We start from the raw sequence: 25,443 nt of genomic DNA on the forward strand, positions 1-25,443 counted from the left end.
TTAGCAGTTCGTAATAACATCGCTTCCCTCAGGTCTTAAAATACCAAGACTTTCTGCGGGAAGGATGGTTTCAAAATTTGGAGTCGTTCCTATAGCATTAATCAAAAACGACAATACGACAAACTGAAAACTATAATTAATTGCTCTAGCTTTAACGTATTTAATCTGAGTTAATGTTGCATCGAGAGTTGCTGAATCTGCCATTGGCGTACTCAAAAACCCAGATACATCTACAGTGTTACCACTTTGGTCTAAATAGGTAATTTCCAAATTATTTGCACTAAAGCCTGATGGGTAAATATTCGTTACGGCAGGCATTGATGGAATATCATCTCTATCGGCGACATAACAAACTGTCGCTAAACGCGCAGCTCTTCTGGTTACTTCATTCACCATTTGTGTCGAATAAAAATAAGCTGCGAATTCCAAAATAACGAAAATCACGATCAAAACACTGACAGCGATAATCGAAAACTCGACTTGAGTAACCCCTTTCTGTTTTGACAATAACGTACTCATGGCCCCGTCCTCATCTTAGTTGATGCTCCAATTGAAAACTGAAGAGATTCATTGGAAAACGGTAAACTCGAAAATAAAGGCGTGTAATTGTAAGTGGCAGAAAGGGTCACTTCTTTATTCGCAGCCGTTGGTTGCGTCACCACGATATCGTTGACACCTATTAAGTCGATGATAGGTGAACCTGTCGCCGTCGGGTTGCCATAAACCACGACATTTTTGATACTGGACTCCTCAGCTATGGCATCAAAGTCTAGCGTACCGTAGGTATCCACCACAGCATAACGGGCCCCGTTTTGCAGCGCTTTATTCACTTGGGTATATTGGATAAACGCTCGGCCAACATCCATCACTAGCACAGCTAGTATCAGCAAAACAGGTAAGGTAATAATAAACTCTATCGCTGCGAGACCTTGTTGAGTCGATACGTTATTTTTGAAGTATTTGTTCATCAGGACTCTCCACTCAATGGATCGTCATAAAGCTGAATGCGATACGGTCCTTTATCGGTCGGATCGTTTCCCGTTGAACCGTTATTGATCAAGCAATCATAAAGGAATTGACCGAAAACAGATGCTTGGCCCGAGTTCTCAACTCGCTGTAGCAAAAAGAAACAGCCAAAACCCAAGACATCAAAGTCTGTTTTACCAGTAGAGTCAGCGGTACAATCCACAATAGGAATACGTAAAATCCTACGTCCATGTTGTCCAGAACTAATATAGTCGTTACCAGAGCAAGAACCACCACCTTCACACCCTGAAAGCTCAGAAACATAGTCGGTATAATAGAGGTCACCACTGTAGGTGCCCCCTTCAACCATTAAGTTATTGGGCTCACGAACATACTTATCTGGTAATACCGTTCCATCATCTTTCATCGGCCCAGAGAAATCATTAAGACGAGTGTTTAGACCTTGTGCTACTGGCCCTATGCTATTACCTGGTTTGGTAGTCACCGTGGCACCAACAGCCGCGCAACCATTGTAAGCTCCAGCTAAAGCTTGTCGAACGAGTGCTGCACCACCTCCATCACCGCCACCCCCATTGCCATTACCACCACCGTTGCCATTGCCATTGCCGGTATCACCACCATCGCCATCTTCAACAGTGCCTTGGCTGAAATCTAGTAACTGAAAGTTACCGGGGCCCATATCGGTATTATCTTGGTCGCCAACTTTAAGCTCATGAATCAGCGACGGATCAGTGTCTGTATTTGGGTTATAGCCATCAGGGTTATAACCCCATACAGCATCAGCACCCGCATCAGGATCTCCACAAACCGCTATCGGTGTAATGTTACAGGTATAGGCAATAGCAGCACTGCGGCCCGCGACGGCGCTGGCTGAGACATTCTTGTTACCACTAAAGATGTAGCTCAAATACTGAGTTAATGGCATCTCTGTTACTGCCACACGAACGTAGATGTCTTTGTCAGCTGGCAGTGTAAAAGAAGCCGCATTGACCCAGCTTTGCCTATCAGCGGAGAAAGTAACCGCTGAGTTGCTACTAGTAAACGTCATTTCACTATTACCAGACGCTGCAGCAAAGCTATTTAGCATCGCTATCGCAGCCGTCTCGGCTTGAGTTACGTCCAAGGTATCATCTGCCACTACCGCCCCAGCTAAAGCAGCTGAATCTACCGCATTTTGTAATCGAGCCTTATTTAATATTTGATGGTTAATATCGATTGCAAATGCTGCCATCGCTAAGATGAACAGCATCAACATGCTCACTAACACCAGAACGATACCACTTTGTTTCGTTCTGGATGAGGCATTGCCTTTTGCTAGCATAGCCTACTCCTTTAAGCAGTATATTCTGCTTAGTCTTCGTCTTTGGCTATCCCATTATTGTTGTAAACCTCAAGACTCACTTGCGAACGCTCGCCACTACCCTCTGGCAAGTAGCCTAAGTTCTCTTGCCACGCGTTAGGGTTGAGTGTTTGTTCTGTTCGTAATTGGCTTACTGAGATTCCAAGCTCCGGTTCATTCGCACAGCCTAAAAGCCCCAGAGATGCTACGAAAATGAACAATAAAAATAGTTTTTTCATCCTGAGTCCCTCCTATAAACTGTGGCCAAATTTACCTTCGGAACCACCTTCCGAAACGTTGTAATCAATAACATTAAGATCAAGCTGATCATCGTTATTCAATTTGTATCTATCAAAATCAAGCTCTGCCCCTTTACCCAATAAATAGAACTCGACGTCATTTGGGCTTACAAAACCATCTGTCGGCAAGGTAACTCTTCTTCTATCGATTGGTTTAGCCAACCTTGGAGTGACTAAAATCACCAGTTCCGTTTCACCAGACGTGAATTCTTCACTTTTAAACAGTCGACCAAGTACTGGAATATCACTCGCACCAGGTATACCGCTATCGACATTACGTGCATTCTCACTTAACAAACCTGCAATCCCGATAGTTTGTCCATCGGCAAGTTCGAGAGTCGTACCAGCACTGCGCTTAGTGATTGGAGGAATAAAGAATGCAGCATTAACTTCACCTGGATTAAAAGTAAGCACCCCAGAGTTTGCAATCTCACTGACATTGACATTCATCTTCAAATTAATTTTCTTATCGCTAAGAATGTATGGCACAAAATCTAACGCTACACCGTACTCTTTGTAATCAATAGTGATGCCGTCATCATTCGGCACTGGAATAGGAAACTCACCACCTGCAATAAACTCTGCTTGAGTACCACTCAGCGCTGTCAAGCTTGGCTCCGCGAGCACCTTTGCGACCCCATTTTGCTTAGCGACATCCAATGCAAACGTAAAGAGCGTGTTACTATCGATAAATGATCCAAGAAAGCCGAACTCATTCACACCAGGGGCATTGAGGATAGGCTGTATGAGGCCATCAATACTTTGAATATCGCCCCCTACCGTTGTCGCTCCCCAAGTAAAATCGCCACTCTTTTGAAAGAAATGGAAATTAGAGTCAAAGCGACGAACAAGACTGCGTTGAACCTCCGCAACCGTCACTTCTAACGTTACTTGCTGCGCGCCACCGATAGATAACAGGTTAATAACTGGGCTTTCATGCACTTTATCGTCATCGTTACTGTCTTTCTCCTTATCGACTGCATCACCGACAGCAAAGGTTTCAGCCACTTTAATTGCGGTATCCATGTTTTGCTGATTACTTACCAAACCACGCAACACAATTTTTTCTTGTGCGCTATGTACTTCGATACTTTCATTAGGTAAGAATTGATATAGCTTCGCTTTAAGGCTGTTTAAATCATGAGTAACTTCTACGTTAAACGATTCGATGATTCGGCCTCTACTGTCCCAGACTGCTACATTTGTCGTACCAAGCTTTTTACCAATCAAAAACAGCTCATTGGATCTCAAAACCAAAAGATCTAATACTGCAGGATCCCCCAACGTTACTTTCTTCGCTTTTCCTGAGATCATTAGCTGAGTTGACTGATGATGCGGTACGGTAACGATTTTCCCAGACTGCGCTGCAACCGCGTGAACAGAAAAGCTGACAAGAAGTAACTGACAAAAAATAAGAATTGTTCTTTTCATAAGTCACCTAATTACTGACTCGGACATTCGATGCCTGAGTTCCCTTAATTACCGTCACGCTTGGTCGAGGAGTGTAACGTTTCTTCGCAATTGGCTTATCGACCTCGTGAGGGTTCCTTAGCGCTAATTGGATCTTCCCTTTACTATTTTCTGTCAGTAGTTTTTCCGCTTCTTTTGGTGTTACTTCTAGCGTCACAGCTCGAACAATAACTGGCTTGTTATCTTTGGTTTTTGCGGTTTGGTCTACTGCCAATACCTTGATATTTTTAAGAACAGTGGTGGTGTTAGCTCTTTTCCCTTTTCCTCCGCCGATGGTATTAAGAATGTCCACCTTATTGCCCGGCAACAAGAAACCTGCGACACCGATAACGTCATTTACCCGTATTGTTACCGCGCGTTTACTTTCAGGGATTAGTGCTGCAAGAGTTGCCCCCTCACCAGGTAAAGCTAAGCGCTCCGGCTGAACCATTTCTCCATCGTAAATGGTAGTCGCAACGATTCTTCCAACCGCTTGTTCTGGTACCTTCAGCGTGCTCTCTTTAATCCAATCCACTTCCATTAGTTTCGTGGTCAAATGGCGTTCTTCAACAACCGTACCTGGCTCTAACTCCATTGCTGCAATTAACACCGGATGACGCTCTACTTCTTCAAGTTCAACCGTTGGCTGACTTTGCCCATCTAACCATTGTTTCGCTATCATCACAGCTCCCAACCCAAACACGATTGAGAGTAGTAACAGCATCACGACCTGTATCCGACTCATAATTCCCTATCTCCCTATTCATCAACAGTAAAGTAGAGTTCCCACGCTCTTCGCAGAATGTCTGCGTGAACTTCACTGCCGCCCCCCTCAAACAATAAAATATCTCGACTAATACCTAGTAAATCCTTAGGTAAGCAAGGGTAAAAAGCCTTACCACTCTCACTATGCAGCCCCATTAATGTGTCGATAATTCCATCTTCTAACGACAACTGCTTAAGCTTGGCTGTTTCATTTAGCAATGCGACGTAATCGGAATGCTCCAATGGACGAAATTCCACCTTATACCCCAGTCTTCTTAAGAAGGCAGGATCCGCAATTGAGCTTGGGGGTAAGTTGGATGAAAATGCTAGCGTCAACATAAACGGCACGGTAATTTGCTGGCCATTGGGCAACGCAAGATGATCGAAGAAGTACTCCATTGGCACAATCCAACGGTTTAGAATGGCGTCCACGGGCATAGGTTGGCGACCTAAATCATCAATAACCAAAATGCCGTTATTTGCCATCATTTGTAACGGTGCAATCCAAATACGATTGTGTTCACTGTGGTTCACTTCCAGCATCTCCATAGTGAGCTCACCGCCCACTTGGATATTCGGTCGTTCACACAGCACCCATCTCTTGTCGTAATGTCGTTCTAGCTTTACGCTCAATCGCGCATGATTATCATCTAGCCTACGGTGATGGTGCTCCGAATAGACTTTGATGATATTACCGTCAGCGTAGACCGCGTAGGGAATAAATACCGAAGTGTTCATCGCATTCAATACACGAGCTGCAACGTAACTCTTACCTGTACCTGCATGCCCATAAAGCAGCAATGCCCTGCCAGAGTTGATAGCAGGCCCCAAAATTGGTATCAAACGCTCAGCGCCGTACACGTCTTGAAGTGCCCGCTCGACATCTTTTCGTTCAATTGGATATTTACGAATATCTTGCGCTTCTACGACCGTCCAATATTCTTCAAGTGAAACAGGAACAGGCCCAATATAGGCATCCTTACGGAACGCCAGTTCTGCTTCAGCCATCCCAAGTTCAGTAAGCCCATAACGAACATTAGAATAGGAGTGGTGCGTTTGATCCGAGACTGGCTGATACACTTCAACCCAACTGCGGCGTCTTAGTTGAGCCAGCGCGTTTTCAACTATATGAGAGACAACACACAAGCGGCTAGTCAACTCGACCAAATCGCATTTTGGGTAAGCAGATAGATGCTTCAGAACTAGGTTCTCTAGAACAGCTGGTGGCACCCCTAAAGCTTCTTCTGATGCCGGCACTTTTGGTGGTGTAATTTGTGGCACAAGTTTTTCCAAGCAAACAGAGCCCATGCGACCTCCCTATCACAAGCGACTTTATTACTTATCAGAAGAGCTAGATTTTCTTGTCTACTAATAAATGTAAGAGTAATAAGCTAAGCCAATAACAATGACAGGAGCGAATGGGATAACTAAATGAGACTCGTGCCTAAAGCCCGGTGTAGCTTTTCTTAGACAGTAGCCTCTAACTTGATGCGAAAATGATTTATCATTACTTGCAATATTCAGCGCAGCGTAAAACAGCCCCACAACGCCTCCTGCAAGAATAATCCATATCATCGCGTCCCCAATACGACTTAACCCCAACCACACACCTATAACTGCCAACAATTTGACGTCCCCACCAGCCATGACTTTTAACATGAACAAGCCAAAACAGATGAAGAATGTAACGACGCCCCCTTTGACGTGATCGTACCAATCTGTGCCAGGGGAGCTTGTAAGTGACGCAGCAACAACTAAAAGAAAAACAAGAACATATTTGTTAGGAATACGGTGTCTCTGAGCATCAGAGACACCTATTGCAAACAATATACTCCAGGCTGCAAATTCAATTAACATTGATATTTAATCACCGACGGTGTTGATATCACTAGCAACGCTTTGGAATTTACCCGCTAGCGTACTCCAGAAACCAATATTAAGCAGTGCAGCTACAATCAATGCAGCACCAAGAATGTATTCCAGTAGTGTTAGACCTTCTTCATCTTCAATAAAGTCATTGAATAATTTGCGTACAGATTCCATTTGTAGTCCCCTCATAATTCCCGTGTAAATGGCGCTGTTGCAAGGCAACCTACGCCATGGATTAACAGTAGGACAAACGAAAAATTGACGGTTAGGACTTTTTTGCTAACGATTAGGACTTTTTTGCCAATTAATATTTCTATTAACTCATAGCTATACGTTGAATATATGAATATTAAATCGATACACATATCACACTTGCACAACTGCTTAATAGTTCTAAACTTAATGCTGACATGATGGCTAATACTCAATAAAAGAAATCTAAAAACTAACGTGTAATTGGATCACTCAGGCTTTCAAAAACATTGTGACCGTCTCAATAATGAGAGGAAAGAACGTGAGAGAAACCATCACTATTTATTGGCTTGGTGAGCCATTCCATTCACTCCCTAAACCCTTTCGTGGTGATCTAGAATTAAGGTTTGAAGTTATAGACTGCGGCAAAGATATCGCCGTCATGAGTGAAAAGGGCATTGAGCACTATTTTGTTTATTTAACTCAACCGGATCATAATTTTCTCAAATCGATCAGTACTCTTTGCTCTAATCTTGATAAAAAAATCATTGTTCTATTTGATAAAAATGAAGAACTCGTACTTCCTCAAGATAATATTTGTTCCGAAATTTATCATTTAGCCTCAGGTAATTTTCCAGACTGGATAGAATCCGTTAGGTTAAAATATTTTCAAGGTTCAACATACAATAGAAATATCGATTTAAAATTAGAAATCAATCTCTTACATAATAATTCAAATTTAGATCGTGTGATTCAGTATGTGACTAAAAACGTTCATCGAGAAATAAAAGAGCAAGATGTCGCTGCACTATGCCATTATTCTGTAACGTATTTTTCTAAGTTATTTCATCGAAAAGTCGGAATTAGTTTTAGAGATTTTGTGACAACCAAACGAATCAGCCTTGCAAAGAAACTGCTCGTGGAAGATAGCTCAGCCAAAATTGCTTATGTTGCCTACCAATGTGGATACCGAGACGTGTCTTACTTTTCTCGGATCTTCAAGAAAAAAACGGGCTACTCTCCTGCCGCATATCGTCAAAAATTTTAACACTCCCCACAACGTTATTAAACGCACAGAAATGAGCAATGATACTCACTGATGTGGATTGAACATGCTAAAGTTAACAATGTTTTAACAACTATAAGTACAAGTAAAAGACATGGAGTCACTTAACATGAATCAGCCTAACCCTAAAGTCGCTACTGGCTGCGCTCTCCCGCCACCAAATGAAATGATTCTCAAATGGGCAAAGGAACGCCCAAACGAAGTCTATCTAAAGCAAATCATCAACAGACAGTTTGTTGAGTTCACTTATGCCGAAGTTGCTGAACAAGCGCTAAAACTTGTGTCTGCACTACGAAGTCTCGGAGTAAAGCCTGGGGACAAAGTGGCATTAGTCTCCAAAAACTGTGCCGAATGGTTTATCTGCGATCTTGCGATGATGCTTGGTGACTATGTTAGTGTGCCAATTTTCCCGACAGCTGGTGCGGATACTATCGAGTACTGTATTACCCACAGTGAAAGTAAAGCTTTGATCGGCGGTAAGTTAGACGATCCAGCCGCAACGCAGCAAGTCATTAATGCAATTCCAGATTTAATTAGTATTGCGCTACCTTATGACACTGCACCTAATTGCCAATATCAGTACAAGGAACTGATCGCCAATGTAATGCCAAGTGAAGAGCGCCCTCAACACACTGACGATAAGCTAATGTCGTTGGTTTATACTTCCGGTACCTCAGGGCTGCCGAAAGGTGCAATGCTCACTTACGGCGCGTTCAGTTGGTCTGTTCAACAGTTGATTAATCATATTGGCATTCAAGAAAACGACCGTTTGTTCTCTTATTTGCCACTTGCTCATATTACCGAGCGTGTATACATCTTCGGCTCCTCCATCATGGGTGGTGTTACCACCGCTTTCCCAGAGTCTCTCGATACCTTTATCGAAGATGTGAAAATGCATCGACCGACACTGTTTATTTCGGTACCTCGTTTATGGACCTTGTTCCAGCAACGCATTCAAGACAAACTTCCGCCGAAAAAGCTCAACATTCTGTTAAAGATCCCGTTTGTTAACTCACTTATCAAAAAGAAACTGGCAGATGGCCTTGGTTTAGATCAAGCACGTGTTCTTGGTTGTGGTTCTGCGCCCGTGTCACCAGCTTTGTTGGAGTGGTACCGCAGCATAGGCTTGAATATCACGGAAGCTTGGGGCATGACGGAGTCTTTCGCCTACAGCACACTAAACTACCCTTTCCGTGCCGATAAGATTGGCTCAGTGGGTAATGCCGGTCCAGGTATTGAACTTAAAATTGCTGACGATGATGAAATCATGGTTCGCGGTAAAGGCTTGTTCTCTGGCTACTACAAGAACGACATTGCTACGCAAGAGTCGTTTGACTCCGAAGGGTGGTTGCACACGGGGGATATTGGCTCAATCGATGCGGACGGTTACCTGACTATCCAAGGTCGTAAGAAGGACACCTTTAAAACTTCAAAAGGTAAATTCGTTGCGCCAGTTCCTATTGAGAAGAAACTGTTCGAATACAGCCGTGTCGAAATGATGTGTTTGATTGGCCTAGGCTTACCAGGACCTATCTTGTTGGTTGTGCCACACGACTTCCCGGACTTCGACAAAGAACGTTACGCACGAACGACTCGCAAAGTGATCGCTCGTATGAACGAAGAGCTGGAATCACACGAGCAAATCAAAGGGGTATTGATGATTCAAGACCCGTGGAGCATCGAAAATGGTATTCTGACTCCGACCTTGAAGATCAAGCGTCATGTCCTAGAGCAGAAATATCATGAAATTGGTCACAACTGGCCAAAAGGTGAAATGGTTGTGTGGGAAGAAGACCTGTAATCAATTCATCACCCTACACTGTCTTGTCAAACGCTCCCAGTTAGGGAGCGTTTTTATTTCTCAACCCAATCACTCACGCCAAAACGGTTTATTAATTTCCTTTCGCACTTCTCTTTCACTATAACCAATGTCATCCAAAAGATGTTCTGGCAGCTCTGCGAGATGACGCCGTGTTCGGTGGTTCTTTCTCCAAATAGAGAGTTTAGAAAAGATAAACTGAACCAAACGTTGTTGTGGCTTCGAGGCTAATCGCCCACAAGTTTGCACGGTATTGTTCATATCTCCTCCTTTTGATTCACATTGACCTCTTAATAATCAGTGACTACCCTGTTATTCTCAAACGATAGAATCTGACATTGAGTTAAGGAAAACTAATGTGAAAGAGCGTATGCCTCCGCTACAAGGGCTGTACTACTTCTACATCGCTGCAAAGGAGGGCAGCTTTAAAGCGGCAGCAAGGCACTTGTTTATTACCCCAGCCGCGATTAGCCAGCAGATACGTCAACTAGAAGAGTTTCTTGGTACCGATTTGTTTGTGCGCCAACATCGAAAGATTCTCCTCACTCCAGAGGGGAGTTTGCTATTTACCCAAGCTGAGCGAGGATTCGATCACCTCCAACAAGGTGTGCGTTTGATTAACCAAGATCCCAACCCAAATCACCTCTCCATCTCAACATTGCCCTCTTTTGCCCACCACTGGTTAGTACCAAGAATCACAGCGTTTCGGCAACGTCATCCAGATATCTCCTTGTTAATGGAACCAACGAACGAGCTGGTGTCATTCCAAGACAGTCAAATTGACCTTTGCGTTCGCTATGGGCATGGCAATTATCCGCACCTTGAGTCACAGTGGCTAATGGATGAGGTCTTCTACCCTGCTTGCCATCCGGTTTATCAGAAAGAACACAATATCTACCATATAGAAGACTTGGAGAAAGCGGAGTTAATTGAAGATTTATGGCCCGATCTGGATTGGAATTTGTGGCTTGAAACGCTGGGCCATAAAGCAGCGAAGCCGACCCTAAAATACAGTGGTTCGCATTTAGTTCTGGAAGGTGCACTTTCTCTACAAGGCGTCGCTTTGGTTAAACACAGTTTGGCGTATCGTTATATTCAAGAAGGTAAACTGGTTCGAATTGGCGACGTGGGAATTCAACCCAAATATGCCTATTACCTTTGTGCGCCAACGGGGTATTTAAAGCGTCAAAAAACGCAGCTATTTAGTCAGTGGATAAAAGAAGAGATTGCTGAATTTGAACGCAGTACCGTTCGTGATTTTAAAACGATTCAATTAAAAGAAAAGTAAAGTCAGTAATAGATGTTGGAAAGCCCTATAGATCGGTTTACCGACAGATATTAAAAAGCCCCGCACAAGGCGGGGCTTTGAGATCTTAAAGAGTTAAATTAAGAATTACTTCTTAGCTTCGCGCTCTTTAACTTCTGCGATTACTTGCTCAGCAACGTTTGCTGGACAAGCTGCGTAGCGTGCGAACTCCATAGAGAACTGACCACGACCAGAAGTGATAGTACGTAGGTGACCGATGTAACCAAACATTTCTGATAGAGGAACGTCTGCTTTAATACGAACGCCAGTAGTACCAGCTTGTTGGTCTTTGATCATACCACGACGACGGTTAAGGTCACCGATTACGTCACCAACGTTGTCTTCTGGAGTGAACACGTCAACGTTCATGATTGGCTCAAGAAGTTGCGCGCCAGCTTTAGGCATAGACTGACGGAATGCACCTTTAGCTGCGATTTCGTAAGCGATTGCTGATGAGTCAACTGCGTGGAAACCACCGTCGAATAGTTCAACTTCAACGTCTAGAGTTGGGAAGCCAGCTAGAACACCAGTATCCATCATTGACGCAAAGCCTTTCTCAACTGCAGGCCAGAATTCTTTAGGTACGTTACCACCAACAACTGTTGACTTGAACGTGAAGCCAGAGTTTGGCTCACCTGGTTTGATACGGTAGTCGATCTTACCGAACTGACCAGAACCACCAGACTGCTTCTTGTGCGTGTAGCTATCTTCAACTGCTTGAGTGATAGTTTCACGGTAAGCTACCTGTGGAGCACCTACTTCTAGCTCAACGCCGTAAGTACGCTTAAGGATGTCTACCTTGATGTCTAGGTGAAGTTCACCCATACCTTTCAGGATAGTTTCACCTGAATCTTCATCAGTCTCAACTTGGAATGATGGATCTTCTGCAACCATTTTACCGATCGCGATACCCATTTTCTCAGTAGAACCTTTGTCTTTTGGAGAAACAGCAATAGAGATTACTGGTTCTGGGAAGATCATAGCTTCTAGAGTACATTCGTGCTTAGGATCACATAAAGTGTGACCAGTTTGAACGTTCTTCATACCTACTACAGCGATGATGTCACCAGCTTGAGCTTCTGTAAGTTCGTTACGTTCGTCAGCTTGCATCTCACACATACGACCGATACGCTCAGTCTTACCAGTTGCAGAGTTAAGGATTGTGTCACCCTTCTTCATGCGACCAGAGTAGATACGGATAAATGTTAGAGCACCGAAACGGTCGTCCATGATCTTGAACGCAAGTGCTTTTAGTGGCGCGTCAGCGTCAACTGTAGCAACTTCACCTGTCGGCTCACCAGTTTCTGGATCTGTTAGAGGTTGAGGATCAACTTCAGTTGGAGCTGGTAGGTAATCTACAACAGCGTCAAGGATAAGTTGCATGCCTTTGTTTTTGAATGCAGAACCACAGAACGTTGGGAAGAACGCTAGATCACGAGTACCTTTACGGATACAAGCTTTTAGTTGATCGATAGTCGGCTCTTCGCCTTCCATGTAAGCTTCCATTAGGTCGTCGTCTTGCTCTACAGCAGTTTCAACTAGCTCTTCACGGTACTGTTCTACGTCGTCAACCATGTCAGCTGGAACGTCTTGAATTTCGTAGTTTTCTGGTAGACCTGTGTCATCCCAAACGTAAGCTTTACGGTTTAGTACGTCTACAACACCAACGAAATCGTCTTCACGACCGATAGGTAGAGTCATAACTAGTGGGTTTGCACCTAGTACGTTCTTAACTTGGTCAACAACGCGGAAGAAGTCTGCACCCATACGGTCTAGTTTGTTTACGAAGATCAGACGAGCAACTTCTGAGTCGTTCGCGTAACGCCAGTTTGTTTCTGACTGAGGCTCAACACCACCAGAACCACAGAATACACCGATACCACCGTCAAGAACTTTAAGTGAACGGTATACTTCAACTGTAAAGTCTACGTGTCCAGGAGTGTCGATTACGTTCAGGCGGTGACCGTTCCACTCACAAGTTACTGCTGCAGACTGGATTGTAATACCACGCTCAGCTTCTTGCTCCATGAAGTCAGTTGTAGACTCGCCGTCGTGTACTTCACCAGTCTTATGGATTTTACCAGTAAGCTTCAGGATACGCTCAGTTGTGGTAGTTTTACCCGCATCAACGTGCGCGAAAATACCAATGTTTCTGTATTTTGATAAATCAGTCATTGTCTTACTCTGTTAATAAGGTATAAAGTGCGCGCAGAGTATATCACAATCTGTCAAGACGGATACCTTTGCGTGCCATTGGAACAAAAAAAATTTTAACGTCGATTTTCCACCATCAAATAATAGTCAAACTTCGCAATTTGTGTGCTTAATTCGATTATATTAAGGATAGATTCAACATTATTATTACCCCTAAAATTGGGGCACAAGATAGTGTTTACAACTCATCAAATGCTTCAATAGCCTCCGATAGTTTTTTTACACCATGGATTTGCATACCAGGAATACCGCCCTTTGGCATATTCGCAGCTGGTACGATCGCTTTCTTAAAGCCGTGCTTGAATGCTTCATTCAGACGCTCTTGGCCACTTGGTACAGGTCGAATCTCACCCGCCAAGCCAACTTCTCCAAACACGACGACATCTTTCGGCAATGGTCGGTCACGAAAGCTTGATAAAAGCGCCATAACTAAAGCAAGGTCTGCACTGGTCTCTGTGACTTTCACACCACCAACTACATTCACAAACACATCTTGGTCTGCCATTTGTAGACCACCGTGCTTATGCAGCACTGCTAATAATAGAGAAAGGCGGTTCTGTTCTAAACCTACCGCTACACGACGTGGGTTTGCCAATTGTGAGTAGTCGACCAACGCTTGAATCTCTACTAATAGAGGGCGTGTACCTTCCCAAACCACCATCACAGAAGAACCAGATGTCTCTTCTTCACCACGGGATAGGAAGATTGCCGAAGGATTATTAACCTCTTTCAGCCCCTGTCCCGTCATAGCAAAGACGCCAAGTTCGTTCACAGCACCAAAACGGTTTTTGTGGCTGCGTAAAGTACGGAAGCGGCTATCAGTACCACCATCGAGTAGTACTGAACAGTCAATAATATGCTCAAGCACTTTCGGGCCGGCAAGAGTACCATCTTTTGTTACATGACCAACAATAAATACTGCAACGTTGTTTTGCTTCGCATACCTCGTTAATGCCGTTGCCGATTCACGCACCTGCGCCACACTGCCCGGTGAAGACTGAACGTCAGACACATGCATGACTTGAATCGAGTCAATAACCATAATGCGCGGCTGTTCTTTCTCAGCGATCTGGCAAATTTTATCAACGTTGGTTTCAGACAGCATCTTAAGATGCTCTTTTGGTAAACCAAGACGAGAAGCGCGCATCGCGACTTGCTGAAGTGATTCCTCACCAGTGACGTAGAGTGTTGGCATTTGCGCAGACAACAAACACATAGTTTGCAGCAGCAATGTCGATTTACCCGCACCAGGGTTACCACCAATCAGAATTGCAGCACCAGGAACAACGCCACCACCAAGCACACGATCGAGCTCTTTAAAACCACTAGTAAACCTTGGTACTTCTTGTAAGTCGATTTCCGATAAGGTTTGAACTTTCGATTCTGTTGCTGAACCAGCATAACCACTCAAGCGTTCATTGCGCGCAACTGTCGGAGATGCCGCGATACGAACTTCGGTAATCGTATTCCACGCACCACACGCATTACACTGTCCCTGCCAACGCGGGAAGTCTGCGCCACAATCATTACAAACATACGCTCGTTTTGCTTTCGCCATGATGCCTCGATTTTTTCAACACTCGGTTTCTTCAACAAATGTGACCAAGCACCGCCATGTCATACCTTATATGACACGAAGTATTGATATACTTAAGTTTCGCTTTGCTTAGCCGATATAATCTAAATAACGACATACTTTAACAGAAATAATGCAGCAATCTGAAATACTCTCTTTAGCAGAAAGACTCATCCCTGTTTATGGCTCGAACGACTTTGACTTCGTTTTAGGTCAATTAACTGAGGGAGAAGCGCCTTCAGCCAAAATCTTGGTTAAGATGGAACTAAAGCGCATCATGACTCCTTGCACAAAAAGTATTGATTTACGTGGGCGAGTAAAAGGAGAATGCCGAGAGTATGTTTTAGATGGCATTGCACACTGGTTAGACGACGTTGCCTTTAATGCTTACCACAAAAACATCAAAAGGTTTGGTGGCTATACAGAAGGTGTTTGGGAAACCTTAGTCAACACTCGGAACAATTTTCGAGTTATGGGGAACTCAAATGCTGCTAATCAAGCAACCCTACTCACTGATCCTAAGAGTCCGTTCCTTTCTGAACCAGTGCATCTTGGTTATGATCTAAAGCGCCAAGAAAAGCGATTGAGAGTACAATCACAAGTAGAGATAAAGTTAGCAAAAGGTCAAGTTCTACACGGGCTAAGCATTGATCTCTCAAGCTCAGGGGCAAAATTTAAAGTACCAAGTGCTTTTAAGTACGCACTTGGTGAAATCATCCAAGTTACCTTCAGTGAAATTGCAGGGAAATCTCAAGTTACAGGTATAGAAAAGCCTCTTGAGTATCGAGTCTTAGCAGTGGATGATTGCTATGAGAATGACTCTGTAAAATATCTAAGAACGTTACGTCTTACTGATACCAACATCATCGCACGTGTGATTGATGAAGCACTAAACAGCGCGTCAAAAAGAGCAAGGCACGATAATCAAGACAAGATTATTCGAGCAAGGACAAGGGGATACGAGCACATCGCCTTAAAGCACACTGGTAATTTGCCGCTGTTTTTTGAAGGCAGTAAGTTAAAGCTTGCGATGCTAACACCAAATAATCAGAAGTTGTGGCAATACTGGCATGATGAACGAAACCAACAAAGCCTTGGTGCGCTATTTAACCCTCAAAGGGTGGCAAGCCTTATAAAAGCCGGAGTGAAAGGTGCAAGTAACGTACTCTATTCTTTCACTCATGAACACGAAGGCAAGGTTTACTTCTACTCAATGCTCATGCCAGAGGCAACTCGAGAGCAAAGGCAGCTTTTCTGGCATCTAGGCGCGCGTAGGAAAAGTTGGAAAGCATTTCGCATTTCAATCTTTGAACTATCGAAAAAAGAAAAAGAAGATCTAGCTGCTTTTTCAACAGAGCTAGCCAACAGCTCGGAGTCGCTCTCCCACGTCGGCATCTTACAAGAGATATCCGATTTCAATGCCGGAGCAGATTACTTACTTACTGAAAAACCTCGCTTGCCAGCAAATACCTTGAATAATTTCCGCCACCCAAGAAAAGTGGTTGGCAATCCGAAAGGCATCTACTTCGACGCACGCTCTCGACGCAAAGAACCAAGGTATCGCTTTAAGACACCATTAGTGTTAACAGCCTCAGACAAAATACAGTCATCAGGCTATACATTAGACCTATCGAAGAGAGGACTTGGGCTAATCCTTGATACACCAACGCCATTACGTTCTGGCCAAGAGGTAAGAGTCAATTTTAGAGAGCTGCAACTCTACGATAAAAAGCTTCCACTCAGTGAGGTTCCCTATCGCGTCATTCGTGTTAGCCCTGATGGCAAAGGCGTTCAATTAGTTATCGATGAGAATAGTAAGACGATCAAAGTTATCGCATTCCTCAACAGTATTATCGAACACAATCAAGATAAGCTGATACCACAAAAAGAACTATTACCAAGCAATGCGTTATTAGAGCGGCTGCATTGTGTTTTGCTTTCGCGAATTGTGAGTACACCAATATTTGTCAGCAAGCAAAGCTCATCGACAATAAAAACACCCGTAATGGGAGTGAACTTCCCATTACCGAAACACGTCGAACTGTTCGCTCGTCTAGGACACAAACAGCATTACTCTCTTGAGCCGCTGTTTAAAGGTCGTTCCAGCACATTAATCGCAGAGCCTATCAAGCGTATCGATGGCGCTCAGGCCAAACATCATGACGCTTATATTAGGGTTGAGTACACCGGTAAAAAAATTACTGGCATTCAGTCAAAGCTTCACGGTGAATTTTCCAGCATAAAAGAACGAATAATGTTCATCAAGAAAGCACGTATGGCGGGAGAGTTTCTTGCGGTTAGAATCTCCAGCGCACCGATTTTTGATGCAATGACTTCATTACTGGAAAAAGATTTGAGTGACTTAACTCAATTTGGCGTTCATCAAGCAAGCAAGCTAGAGAAAGAACTCACTGCACTCGTTGGTTATATCGAATTAGAAGACATCACTGAAGAAGTTCTCATTCGATTGGAGTTAACACAATAAAGAAACACCGCCATCTGGCGGTGTTTCTTTATTTGGAAGAAGATCCAATTAAGGTTTCGCTTTCCAGCTGATTTTCTGTTGTTTAACCAACGCCCCAGAAAGAATGCACAGTACACCGCCAAGACCTGCGAATCGCACAGCGGTTTGTGCTTGTTCTTCAACCTTAGGTTTGGCGTGATAAGCGACCCCAAGGCCAGCAGCCGACATCATAACCAAATCGTTGGCACCATCACCCACCGCCACGGTGTTATGCTGTTCAATGTCATATTCTTCGGCAAGCTCGACCAAAATGTCGGCTTTGGTTTGTGCAGAAACGACATCCCCCAAAACTTCGCCAGTCAGCTTACCATCAATAATTTCCAGCTGATTAGACTGAGCAAAGTCTAAGCGAACCTTGTCTTTGATAAAGTCGGAGAAATAGGTAAAGCCACCTGAGGCAATGGCAGTCTTCCAGCCCAATGCATTAAAGGTAGTAATCAAGGCCTCGAAATCTGGCATAAATGGCAGTTGGCTACGCACCTGCTCTAAAATCGATTCATCAGCACCTTTTAACTTACCCACACGCTGACGCAAACTTTGTTCGAAATCCAATTCACCTTGCATAGCACGCTCAGTCACTTCTGCGACTTCTTCGCCCACACCAGCAAGTTTAGCAATTTCATCAATACACTCTATTTGAATTGCCGTTGAGTCCATATCAAACACGACCAACCCTGGTGCAGATAGATCCGGCACTTCATTTAATGAAGCGTAATCCAGCTTTAAGCTTTGTAGTATGGTTTCATGCTCTGGTGTAAGGTTGCCCGCCATTAATGCCACTTCATACTGACCGACTTTCCACGTATCTAAAATTGGGTTGTAGAAGCCTGTATAGAAATCGATATCTTCAAAATTGCGGGGCTCAAGATGTTCACCAAACACAATCCAATTCGCCTTAGCTTTATCGAGCTGTGTAGCAAAGCGAGTTTCAGGTAGTCGTTTTAAAAGAGTCGTATGCCTTCTGATAGGCAAGCTTTTTGACGCGTCCATGTATATAATCCCTTATGACTTTGCTAAAACGTTACCCTAACAATCTAAAAAGGCAAGTCTTTGTTTTATGTTGAACGGATGAGTAATAGCTATGAGTGAATCCTTATTCTCGGTAAGAAATGCCTTGCGAATACTCGCACTGATTTTGTTATGTGTGATGTTTTTTATCACCATCAAAAACAGTGTCGTAATCAGTAAAGGTAATGAGAAAATTCAGGCCCAGCAACTAGAGACACTCACGAAGGTATTGATCTCACAAGCTTCCCTGTCGGCGAGTGAAATGATCATTAACAAAGATCAAGAACGCTTACTAAAGCTCACCAATCAATTAGCACAAGATCGTTTAGTTTTTGATGCCACTATTTATGACGCTGAAGGTATTCGCTTAGCTTCCAGCGAAAAGGCGCTATCTGTACGTGAGGTGTTAGGACTGGACACACCACTGGCCACTGCCTCTATTGGTCGTCAGCAGTTGGTGGAACCTGTATACGCTGACAATGCACTTATTGGATTTGTGCGCGTCACCTTTGAAACAGGACGTGTTACCGCAATATCTGACCACCACTATCGTAAAAGTGATCGCTACATGTACATGATGATACTCATGAGTTTTGTGGGTGGAATGCTATTTATTATGATTTTACGTCGACAGACAATCCGCCGTAAGAAAGGGGAAAACCTGCTGCTGACCAAGTAATTCGAAAAGCGAATTCAGAAAATAAAACAGCCCGCATGATGCGGACTGTTTGCTTTTATAATTTACAGCAAGAAGATTACTCTTCATCACCTAATAGAACGGAATCAAGTGCAATGATCATCATGTCATTGAACGTAGTTTGACGCTCTTCAGATGTGGTTTGCTCGCCAGTTTTGATATGGTCAGAAACAGTACAAATAGTCAGCGCTTTTGCACCGTACTCAGCTGCAACACCGTAGATACCAGCCGCTTCCATTTCAACACCCACAATGCCGTACTTGTCCATTACTTCGAACATTTCTGGATCAGGTGTGTAGAATAGCTCTGCAGAGAATAGGTTACCTACTTTTACGTCTACACCGCGTGCTTTTGCTGCTTCTTCTGCTGCGCGAACCATTTTGTAGTCAGCGATAGCAGCGAAGTCATGACCTTTAAAGCGGATACGGTTAACTTTAGAGTCCGTACAAGCACCCATGCCAATCACAACATCACGCACTTTGATGTCTTCGTTTACCGCACCACAACTACCTACACGAATCACTTTCTTTACACCGAAGTCTTTGATCAGCTCAGTAACGTAGATTGAACATGATGGGATACCCATACCGTGGCCCATTACCGAGATCTTACGACCTTTGTAAGTACCGGTGTAGCCGAACATATTACGAACGTCACACACTTGAACTACATCTTCAAGGAAAGTCTCTGCGATGTATTTAGCACGTAGCGGATCACCCGGCATTAGAACGACGTCTGCGAAAGCACCCTTTTCTGCGTTGATATGTGGAGTTGCCATGTTTCTTTTCCTTAACCTGTCTCTAGCGATCCGCACTGCTACTGGCGGCTTTGGCTAGAATATTCTCATTTCCGACAAGCAACATTTTTATGCTGCCAACATAAAACTAGGAGCATGATGCTCCTAGTTTTCAAACCTAACTAATTATAGGAAGTTCTTACCGTAATCCATTGGAGAAGTACCGAAGTAACTTGCCAATGTTTGACCGATATCTGCAAAGCTATCACGACGGCCTAGTGAACCTGCTGGTACCTTCTTACCGTAAACAATCACAGGGATGTGTTCACGTGTATGGTCAGTACCTGGCCATGTTGGATCACAACCGTGGTCAGCCGTTAGGATAAGCACATCGTCTTCTTCCATTAGCTCAAGTACTTCGTTAATGCGACCATCGAAGTACTCAAGTGCAGCTGCGTAGCCCGCTACATCACGGCGGTGACCGTAAGCAGAGTCGAAGTCCACGAAGTTAGTGAATACGATTGTGTTGTCACCCGCTTCTTTTATTTGCTCTAGCGTAGCTTCGAACAATGCAGGGATACCAGTCGCTTTCACTTTCTTAGTGATGCCGCAGTTTGCGTAGATATCAGCAATCTTACCGATAGAAACCACATCACCTTGCTTCTCTTCAACAAGCTTCTGTAGAACGGTTGCTGATGGTGGCTCAACAGAAAGGTCACGACGGTTGCCCGTACGCTCGAATTGACCTTTACCAGCACCGATGAATGGACGCGCGATAACACGACCGATGTTGTAATCTTCTAGCTCTTCACGTGCGATTTGGCAAAGCTCTAGTAGGCGGTCTAGACCGAATGTCTCTTCGTGACATGCGATTTGGAATACTGAGTCAGCAGACGTGTAGAAGATTGGCTGGCCAGTCTTCATGTGCTCTTCACCAAGATCATCAAGAACTTGTGTGCCTGATGCGTGGCAGTTGCCAAGGAAGCCGTCTAGACCAGCACGCTCAAGAATACGGTCAGTCAGCTCTTTCGGGAAGCTGTTCGCTTTGTCAGTGAAGTAGCCCCAATCAAAAAGAACAGGTACACCAGCGATTTCCCAGTGACCAGACGGAGTGTCTTTACCAGAAGAAAGCTCCGCTGCATGACCGTAAGCACCGATGATTTCTGCATCAGCGTCTAGGCCAGGTGCAAAGCGACCAGTAGACTCTTTATGCGCCATTGCCAGACCTAACTTAGATAGGTTTGGAAGACGAAGTGCGCCTTGACGCTGATCGTTGTTTGCTAAGCCTTGCTCACATTGGTCAGCAATATGACCAAGTGTATCTGAACCTACATCACCAAATTGCTCAGCATCTGCTGCTGCGCCGATGCCGAATGAGTCTAGTACTAAAATAAATGCTCTTTTCATTGCTCGTTCCTTAGGCCCACTCGGCTTCTTATTATGGTGAGTAGGCCTTGTGTAATATTACTTATTAAAGATCTTCTGCTCGGATTTGGCGGTAAACCTCTGGTGTTGGTGTGTATTCGCCACCAACTTTAATTGCACTGCGAAGTGCTTTTGCTGCTTCTTCCCACTGCTCTTCTGTGCGAGCGTGGATAACAGCAAGAGGCTTATCGCTATCTGCCACTTCACCTAAACGGATGAAGTTGTCAAAACCAACTGCGTAGTCGATTTCGTCTGTCGCAACACGGCGACCGCCACCCATAGAAACAACAGCCATACCGATAGCACGTGTATCCATCGCAGACACAACGCCAGTTTCTGTTGCGTATACAGGCTTGATGATTTCAGCTTTCTCTAGGTAATTATCGTAGTTTTCTACGAAGTCAGCAGGGCCACCTAGGCCAGCTACCATCTTACCGAAGCACTCTGCCGCTTTACCGTTGTCTAGCGCTTCCATCAGTTTCGCGCGTGCGTCTTCTGTGTTCTCAGCAAGTTTGCCAAGTACCAACATTTCTGCACATGATGCCATTGTTACTTCAAGCAAACGTGGGTTACGGTATTCACCTGTTAGGAAGCGAACCGCTTCGCGTACTTCCACTGCGTTACCCGCAGAAGAAGCCAATACTTGGTTCATGTCCGTAAGGATTGCGGTAGTCTTAGTGCCAGCACCGTTTGCTACTGCAACGATAGATTTTGCTAGCTCTTCAGACGCTTCGTAAGTTGGCATGAATGCGCCAGAACCTACTTTTACGTCCATTACTAGCGACTCAAGACCTGCTGCTAGCTTCTTAGATAGAATAGAAGCAGTGATCAGTGAAATGTTATCCACTGTTGCTGTGATATCACGAGTTGCGTAAACGCGTTTGTCAGCTGGTGCAAGATCGCCAGTTTGGCCGATAATCGCGACACCTGCGTCTTTAGTAACATCACCAAAAACTTCGTTAGTTGGTGTAATGTTGTAGCCAGGGATAGACTCAAGTTTATCCAGCGTACCGCCTGTGTGGCCCAGACCACGGCCAGAGATCATAGGAACGAAACCACCACATGCTGCCACCATTGGGCCAAGCATTAGTGAAGTAACGTCACCCACACCACCTGTAGAGTGTTTATCAACAATCGGGCCACCAAAGTTCATGTGGCTCCAGTCGATAACCATACCGGAGTCACGCATTGCACACGTTAGTGCGATACGCTCAGGCATTGTCATCTCATTGAAGAAAATAGTCATAGCAAACGCAGCGATCTGACCTTCAGATACTGTGTTGTTTGCTACGCCTTGAATAAAGAAGTTGATTTCGTCGGCAGTTAAAACTTCGCCATCACGTTTTTTACGAATAATTTCTTGTGGTAAATACATTAGTGCCTCCCACGCTCGTTATGAGCCATGGTTAAAGTAGGATAAAGAGGTTTGGTAGCACCAAAAACTGGTGCTACCGTTCAGACGTATTGTTGGAATTAGTAAGCTGTTGGATCAGCAACTTCGTCCGATACTTCTAATGTATTTAGTAGGTTTGTTAGCAGGCTAGACGCACCAAAACGGTAATGACGAGCATCTACCCAGTTGTCACCTAGGATTTCGTCAGCCATTGCTAGGTATGCTGCTGCATCTTCAGCAGTACGCACACCACCTGCAGGTTTGAAACCAACAGATTCTGCAACACCCATATCACGAATAACTTCAAGCATCATGCGAGCGTATTCTGGAGTCGCGTTTACTGGCACTTTACCAGTTGAAGTTTTAATGAAGTCAGCACCCGCTTCGATACAGATTTGTGATGCTTTCTTAATTAGCGCTTCTTCTTTTAGTTCACCTGTTTCGATGATCACTTTAAGAAGGATATCACCACAAGCTTCTTTACATTGCTTAACTAGTTCGAAGCCAACTTTCTCATCACCCGCCATTAGAGCGCGGTATGGGAAAACAACGTCAACTTCGTCTGCACCGTAAGCGACAGCCGCTTTAGTTTCAGCAACAGCGATTTCAATATCGTCGTTACCGTGTGGGAAGTTCGTTACTGTTGCAATACGAACTTCTGGCGTACCTTGCTCACGAAGTGTCTTCTTAGCAATAGGAATAAAGCGAGGGTAAATACAAATTGCAGCTGTGTTGCCTACTGCTGTTTTCGCGTCATGACATAGTGAGATCACTTTTGCATCAGTGTCGTCATCATTCAGCGTAGTTAGGTCCATAAGTTTTAGTGCACGTAGCGCTGCTGCTTTTAAATCGCTCATTTCTATCTCCGATCAATATTCAAAAAATTCACTACTCAGCCTCACATCACTTCTCTAACTATAATCAACAAGTCGAGACAGTGTGAGAAATTGGCTAAACAGTCTATTAATGAACGGACTTGGTTCCCTGAAGACTCGGCATATACAGCGAATAATTCATATGCCAATTGCTATCCTTGTCACCGCACAGTACCAGTTTGGCCTATGGCACAACAATCTATGATTGCGGTGTCTTTAATATCACATCAAACAATAAAACTCTTGCTAGATTTGATATTGAGGGCAAATCATTTGCCCATCGAGTATGTAGTATTCATGGAGTGATTAAGTAATAACCTTAACCGCTATCCTGTGATTACTACATTATAGATATTCACCGCAAAACTGTAGCACCAAATAGAGCGCAAACGGTTTGTATCTCAAAATTTTCCGGCCTCTATTCCACCAACTTCGTAAGCCACTCACGTAGACCTGCGTGCGGTAGAATTTTTTAGGTCCAAAAAACGAAAAATGCCCCGCAGCAATTTCTTGCTACAGGGCATGGTTTAAAACGGCGTCTATATATTAAGAACCGATTCTAATTAAAGTGCTGCAAGGCTAAGGCAGAAACCTGCGATAGTAGCTGCCATTAGGTTAGACAACGTACCAGCAAGAACTGCTTTAATACCCATGCGAGCGATATCTGAACGACGGTTTGGTGCAAGGCTACCTAGACCACCAAGTAGGATCGCGATAGAAGAAAGGTTCGCGAAGCCACATAGTGCGAATGAGATGATAGCTGTTGTCTTCTCAGACATTACTTCACCAGTTGCTGCAACTACTTGAGCGCTTTCACCTAGGTAAGGTGTGAAGTTCAAGTAAGCAACGAATTCGTTGATAACTAGTTTCTGACCGATGAATGAACCAGCAACAACTGCTTCGTTCCAAGGAACACCGATTAGGAATGCTAGTGGAGAGAATGCGTAACCTAGGATTAGCTCTAGTGTTAGTTCAGGCATACCGAACCAACCACCGATGCCACCTAGCATACCGTTAACAAGAGCAATAAGACCTACGAACGCGATTAGCATTGCACCAACGTTTAGCGCAAGTTGTAGACCAGAAGCCGCACCGCCCGCTGCTGCGTCGATTACGTTAGCTGGTTTGTCGTCGCCACCGTCCATTGCTTCTTCGATGTCTTCGTGAGGCTTATCAGTCTCAGGGTGAAGAATCTTAGCGAATAGTAGACCACCTGGTGCTGCCATGAATGATGCTGCTACTAGGTACTCTAGAGGAACACCCATTGAAGCGTAACCTGCTAGTACACCACCAGCTACAGATGCTAGACCACCACACATTACCGCGAATAGCTCAGATTGAGTCATCTTAGGTACGAATGGACGAACAACTAGAGGTGCTTCAGTTTGACCTACGAAAATGTTAGCTGCAGCAGACATTGATTCCGCGCGAGAAGTGCCAAGCGCTTTTTGTAGTGCACCACCAAGAATCTTGATAACCCACTGCATTGCGCCAATGTAGTAAAGAACTGAAATCAGTGCTGAGAAGAAGATCAGTGTAGGAAGAACGCGGAATGCGAAGATGAAGCCGCCGCCGCCGAATACTTCGAACATCTTGTCAGAAACAAGACCACCGAATAGGAATGATGAACCATTGTTACCGTAGTTGATAACGTTAGAAACACCAGTAGAGAAACCGTTCAGTAGATCACGGCCCCAAGGTACATAAAGAACAAATGCACCTAATGCGAATTGGATAGCAAATGCGCCACCCACAGTTCTTAGATTGATAGCTTTACGGTTATTAGAAAATGCAAATGCAATAGCAAGAAGCACTACCATACCGACTAGGCTCATAAACAGGCTCATAGTTTATGACTTCCTTATAAGTTATTTGTTGGCGTGTTACAAAATGGAGCTATAAAG

23 protein-coding genes are annotated in these 25,443 nt (G+C 44.2%); 5 read left to right on the top strand and 18 right to left on the bottom strand.

Going from position 1 to position 25,443, the window contains the following annotated elements; all coding sequences use genetic code 11:
• From KIV41_RS10350 to KIV41_RS10390, 9 genes are read right to left on the bottom strand one after another with little or no spacing between them, the layout of a single operon-like run.
• Positions 1-519, bottom strand: a complete 519-nt coding sequence (locus KIV41_RS10350; protein WP_143692884.1) for a TadE/TadG family type IV pilus assembly protein — start codon at positions 517-519, stop codon at positions 1-3.
• The gene (locus KIV41_RS10355; RefSeq protein WP_138955047.1) at positions 516-968 is read right to left on the bottom strand and encodes a TadE/TadG family type IV pilus assembly protein; all 453 of its coding nucleotides are present in this window, start codon (positions 966-968) and stop codon (positions 516-518) included. Before KIV41_RS10355 ends, KIV41_RS10350 begins: the two co-directional genes overlap by 4 nt.
• Complete coding sequence (locus KIV41_RS10360) at positions 968-2,308, bottom strand: TadE/TadG family type IV pilus assembly protein (protein WP_285336308.1); 1,341 nt, start codon at positions 2,306-2,308, stop codon at positions 968-970. Before KIV41_RS10360 ends, KIV41_RS10355 begins: the two co-directional genes overlap by 1 nt.
• A gap of 29 nt (positions 2,309-2,337) precedes the next feature.
• Positions 2,338-2,565: a hypothetical protein gene (locus KIV41_RS10365; RefSeq protein ID WP_045393984.1), complete on the bottom strand. Its 228-nt coding sequence runs from the start codon at positions 2,563-2,565 to the stop codon at positions 2,338-2,340.
• Positions 2,566-2,577: 12 nt separating this feature from the next.
• Positions 2,578-4,056: a type II and III secretion system protein family protein gene (locus KIV41_RS10370; protein ID WP_285336310.1), complete on the bottom strand. Its 1,479-nt coding sequence runs from the start codon at positions 4,054-4,056 to the stop codon at positions 2,578-2,580.
• A gap of 7 nt (positions 4,057-4,063) precedes the next feature.
• Positions 4,064-4,819: a Flp pilus assembly protein CpaB gene (cpaB, locus tag KIV41_RS10375; protein WP_045393979.1), complete on the bottom strand. Its 756-nt coding sequence runs from the start codon at positions 4,817-4,819 to the stop codon at positions 4,064-4,066.
• A 14-nt stretch (positions 4,820-4,833) separates the two neighbouring features.
• Positions 4,834-6,147 carry a hypothetical protein gene (locus tag KIV41_RS10380; protein ID WP_045393976.1) on the bottom strand — a complete coding sequence of 438 codons (1,314 nt, stop codon included), beginning with the start codon at positions 6,145-6,147 and terminating at the stop codon, positions 4,834-4,836.
• 60 nt (positions 6,148-6,207) lie between these two features.
• Positions 6,208-6,696, bottom strand: coding sequence for a prepilin peptidase (locus KIV41_RS10385; protein ID WP_285336313.1), 489 nt, complete (start codon positions 6,694-6,696; stop codon positions 6,208-6,210).
• 6 nt (positions 6,697-6,702) lie between these two features.
• A complete protein-coding gene (locus KIV41_RS10390) occupies positions 6,703-6,882 on the bottom strand; it encodes a Flp family type IVb pilin (protein ID WP_045393972.1) in 180 nt (59 codons plus the stop codon).
• 340 nt (positions 6,883-7,222) lie between these two features.
• Here KIV41_RS10390 and KIV41_RS10395 point away from each other — a divergent pair, with 340 nt between their 5' ends.
• Positions 7,223-7,948 carry an AraC family transcriptional regulator gene (locus KIV41_RS10395; RefSeq protein ID WP_285336315.1) on the top strand — a complete coding sequence of 242 codons (726 nt, stop codon included), beginning with the start codon at positions 7,223-7,225 and terminating at the stop codon, positions 7,946-7,948.
• A 127-nt stretch (positions 7,949-8,075) separates the two neighbouring features.
• Complete coding sequence (locus KIV41_RS10400; RefSeq protein ID WP_045393967.1) at positions 8,076-9,767, top strand: AMP-binding protein; 1,692 nt, start codon at positions 8,076-8,078, stop codon at positions 9,765-9,767.
• Positions 9,768-9,836: 69 nt separating this feature from the next.
• Here KIV41_RS10400 and KIV41_RS10405 read toward each other — a convergent pair whose 3' ends face one another.
• Positions 9,837-10,046, bottom strand: a complete 210-nt coding sequence (locus KIV41_RS10405) for a DUF1127 domain-containing protein (RefSeq protein ID WP_045393964.1) — start codon at positions 10,044-10,046, stop codon at positions 9,837-9,839.
• Between the two features lie 97 nt (positions 10,047-10,143).
• On the opposite strand from KIV41_RS10405, the gene KIV41_RS10410 reads away from it, so the two are divergent.
• Positions 10,144-11,073: a LysR substrate-binding domain-containing protein gene (locus KIV41_RS10410; protein ID WP_010450001.1), complete on the top strand. Its 930-nt coding sequence runs from the start codon at positions 10,144-10,146 to the stop codon at positions 11,071-11,073.
• Positions 11,074-11,178: 105 nt separating this feature from the next.
• Here KIV41_RS10410 and fusA read toward each other — a convergent pair whose 3' ends face one another.
• Both fusA and radA read right to left on the bottom strand, forming a co-directional pair.
• A complete protein-coding gene (fusA, locus tag KIV41_RS10415; RefSeq protein ID WP_010450004.1) occupies positions 11,179-13,266 on the bottom strand; it encodes an elongation factor G in 2,088 nt (695 codons plus the stop codon).
• 217 nt (positions 13,267-13,483) lie between these two features.
• The gene (radA, locus tag KIV41_RS10420; RefSeq protein ID WP_005439523.1) at positions 13,484-14,863 is read right to left on the bottom strand and encodes a DNA repair protein RadA; all 1,380 of its coding nucleotides are present in this window, start codon (positions 14,861-14,863) and stop codon (positions 13,484-13,486) included.
• A gap of 151 nt (positions 14,864-15,014) precedes the next feature.
• Between radA and KIV41_RS10425 the strand changes: the two genes are divergently transcribed.
• Positions 15,015-17,366 carry a PilZ domain-containing protein gene (locus tag KIV41_RS10425; RefSeq protein ID WP_171357076.1) on the top strand — a complete coding sequence of 784 codons (2,352 nt, stop codon included), beginning with the start codon at positions 15,015-15,017 and terminating at the stop codon, positions 17,364-17,366.
• Between the two features lie 48 nt (positions 17,367-17,414).
• Here the strand turns inward: KIV41_RS10425 and serB are convergent, their stop codons facing one another.
• Complete coding sequence (gene serB / locus KIV41_RS10430) at positions 17,415-18,395, bottom strand: phosphoserine phosphatase (RefSeq protein ID WP_045393958.1); 981 nt, start codon at positions 18,393-18,395, stop codon at positions 17,415-17,417.
• A gap of 91 nt (positions 18,396-18,486) precedes the next feature.
• Between serB and KIV41_RS10435 the strand changes: the two genes are divergently transcribed.
• Positions 18,487-19,092 (top strand): YtjB family periplasmic protein, encoded by a 606-nt coding sequence (locus KIV41_RS10435; protein WP_029561031.1) that lies wholly within the window; start codon positions 18,487-18,489, stop codon positions 19,090-19,092.
• Between the two features lie 76 nt (positions 19,093-19,168).
• Here the strand turns inward: KIV41_RS10435 and deoD are convergent, their stop codons facing one another.
• The 5 genes from deoD to KIV41_RS10460 form a co-directional block, all read right to left on the bottom strand.
• Positions 19,169-19,888, bottom strand: a complete 720-nt coding sequence (deoD, locus tag KIV41_RS10440; RefSeq protein ID WP_038883842.1) for a purine-nucleoside phosphorylase — start codon at positions 19,886-19,888, stop codon at positions 19,169-19,171.
• 144 nt (positions 19,889-20,032) lie between these two features.
• The gene (locus KIV41_RS10445) at positions 20,033-21,253 is read right to left on the bottom strand and encodes a phosphopentomutase (protein ID WP_010450017.1); all 1,221 of its coding nucleotides are present in this window, start codon (positions 21,251-21,253) and stop codon (positions 20,033-20,035) included.
• Between the two features lie 64 nt (positions 21,254-21,317).
• Positions 21,318-22,646 (bottom strand): thymidine phosphorylase, encoded by a 1,329-nt coding sequence (gene deoA / locus KIV41_RS10450; protein WP_010450019.1) that lies wholly within the window; start codon positions 22,644-22,646, stop codon positions 21,318-21,320.
• Between the two features lie 98 nt (positions 22,647-22,744).
• On the bottom strand, positions 22,745-23,521 hold the full coding sequence (gene deoC, locus KIV41_RS10455) for a deoxyribose-phosphate aldolase (RefSeq protein WP_010450021.1): 777 nt from the start codon (positions 23,519-23,521) through the stop codon (positions 22,745-22,747).
• A gap of 581 nt (positions 23,522-24,102) precedes the next feature.
• Positions 24,103-25,386 carry a NupC/NupG family nucleoside CNT transporter gene (locus KIV41_RS10460; RefSeq protein WP_010450023.1) on the bottom strand — a complete coding sequence of 428 codons (1,284 nt, stop codon included), beginning with the start codon at positions 25,384-25,386 and terminating at the stop codon, positions 24,103-24,105.
• Positions 25,387-25,443 lie beyond the last annotated feature (57 nt).

The sequence above is a fragment of the Vibrio sp. D401a genome (assembly GCF_030248515.1).
GTDB lineage: Bacteria > Pseudomonadota > Gammaproteobacteria > Enterobacterales > Vibrionaceae > Vibrio > Vibrio rotiferianus.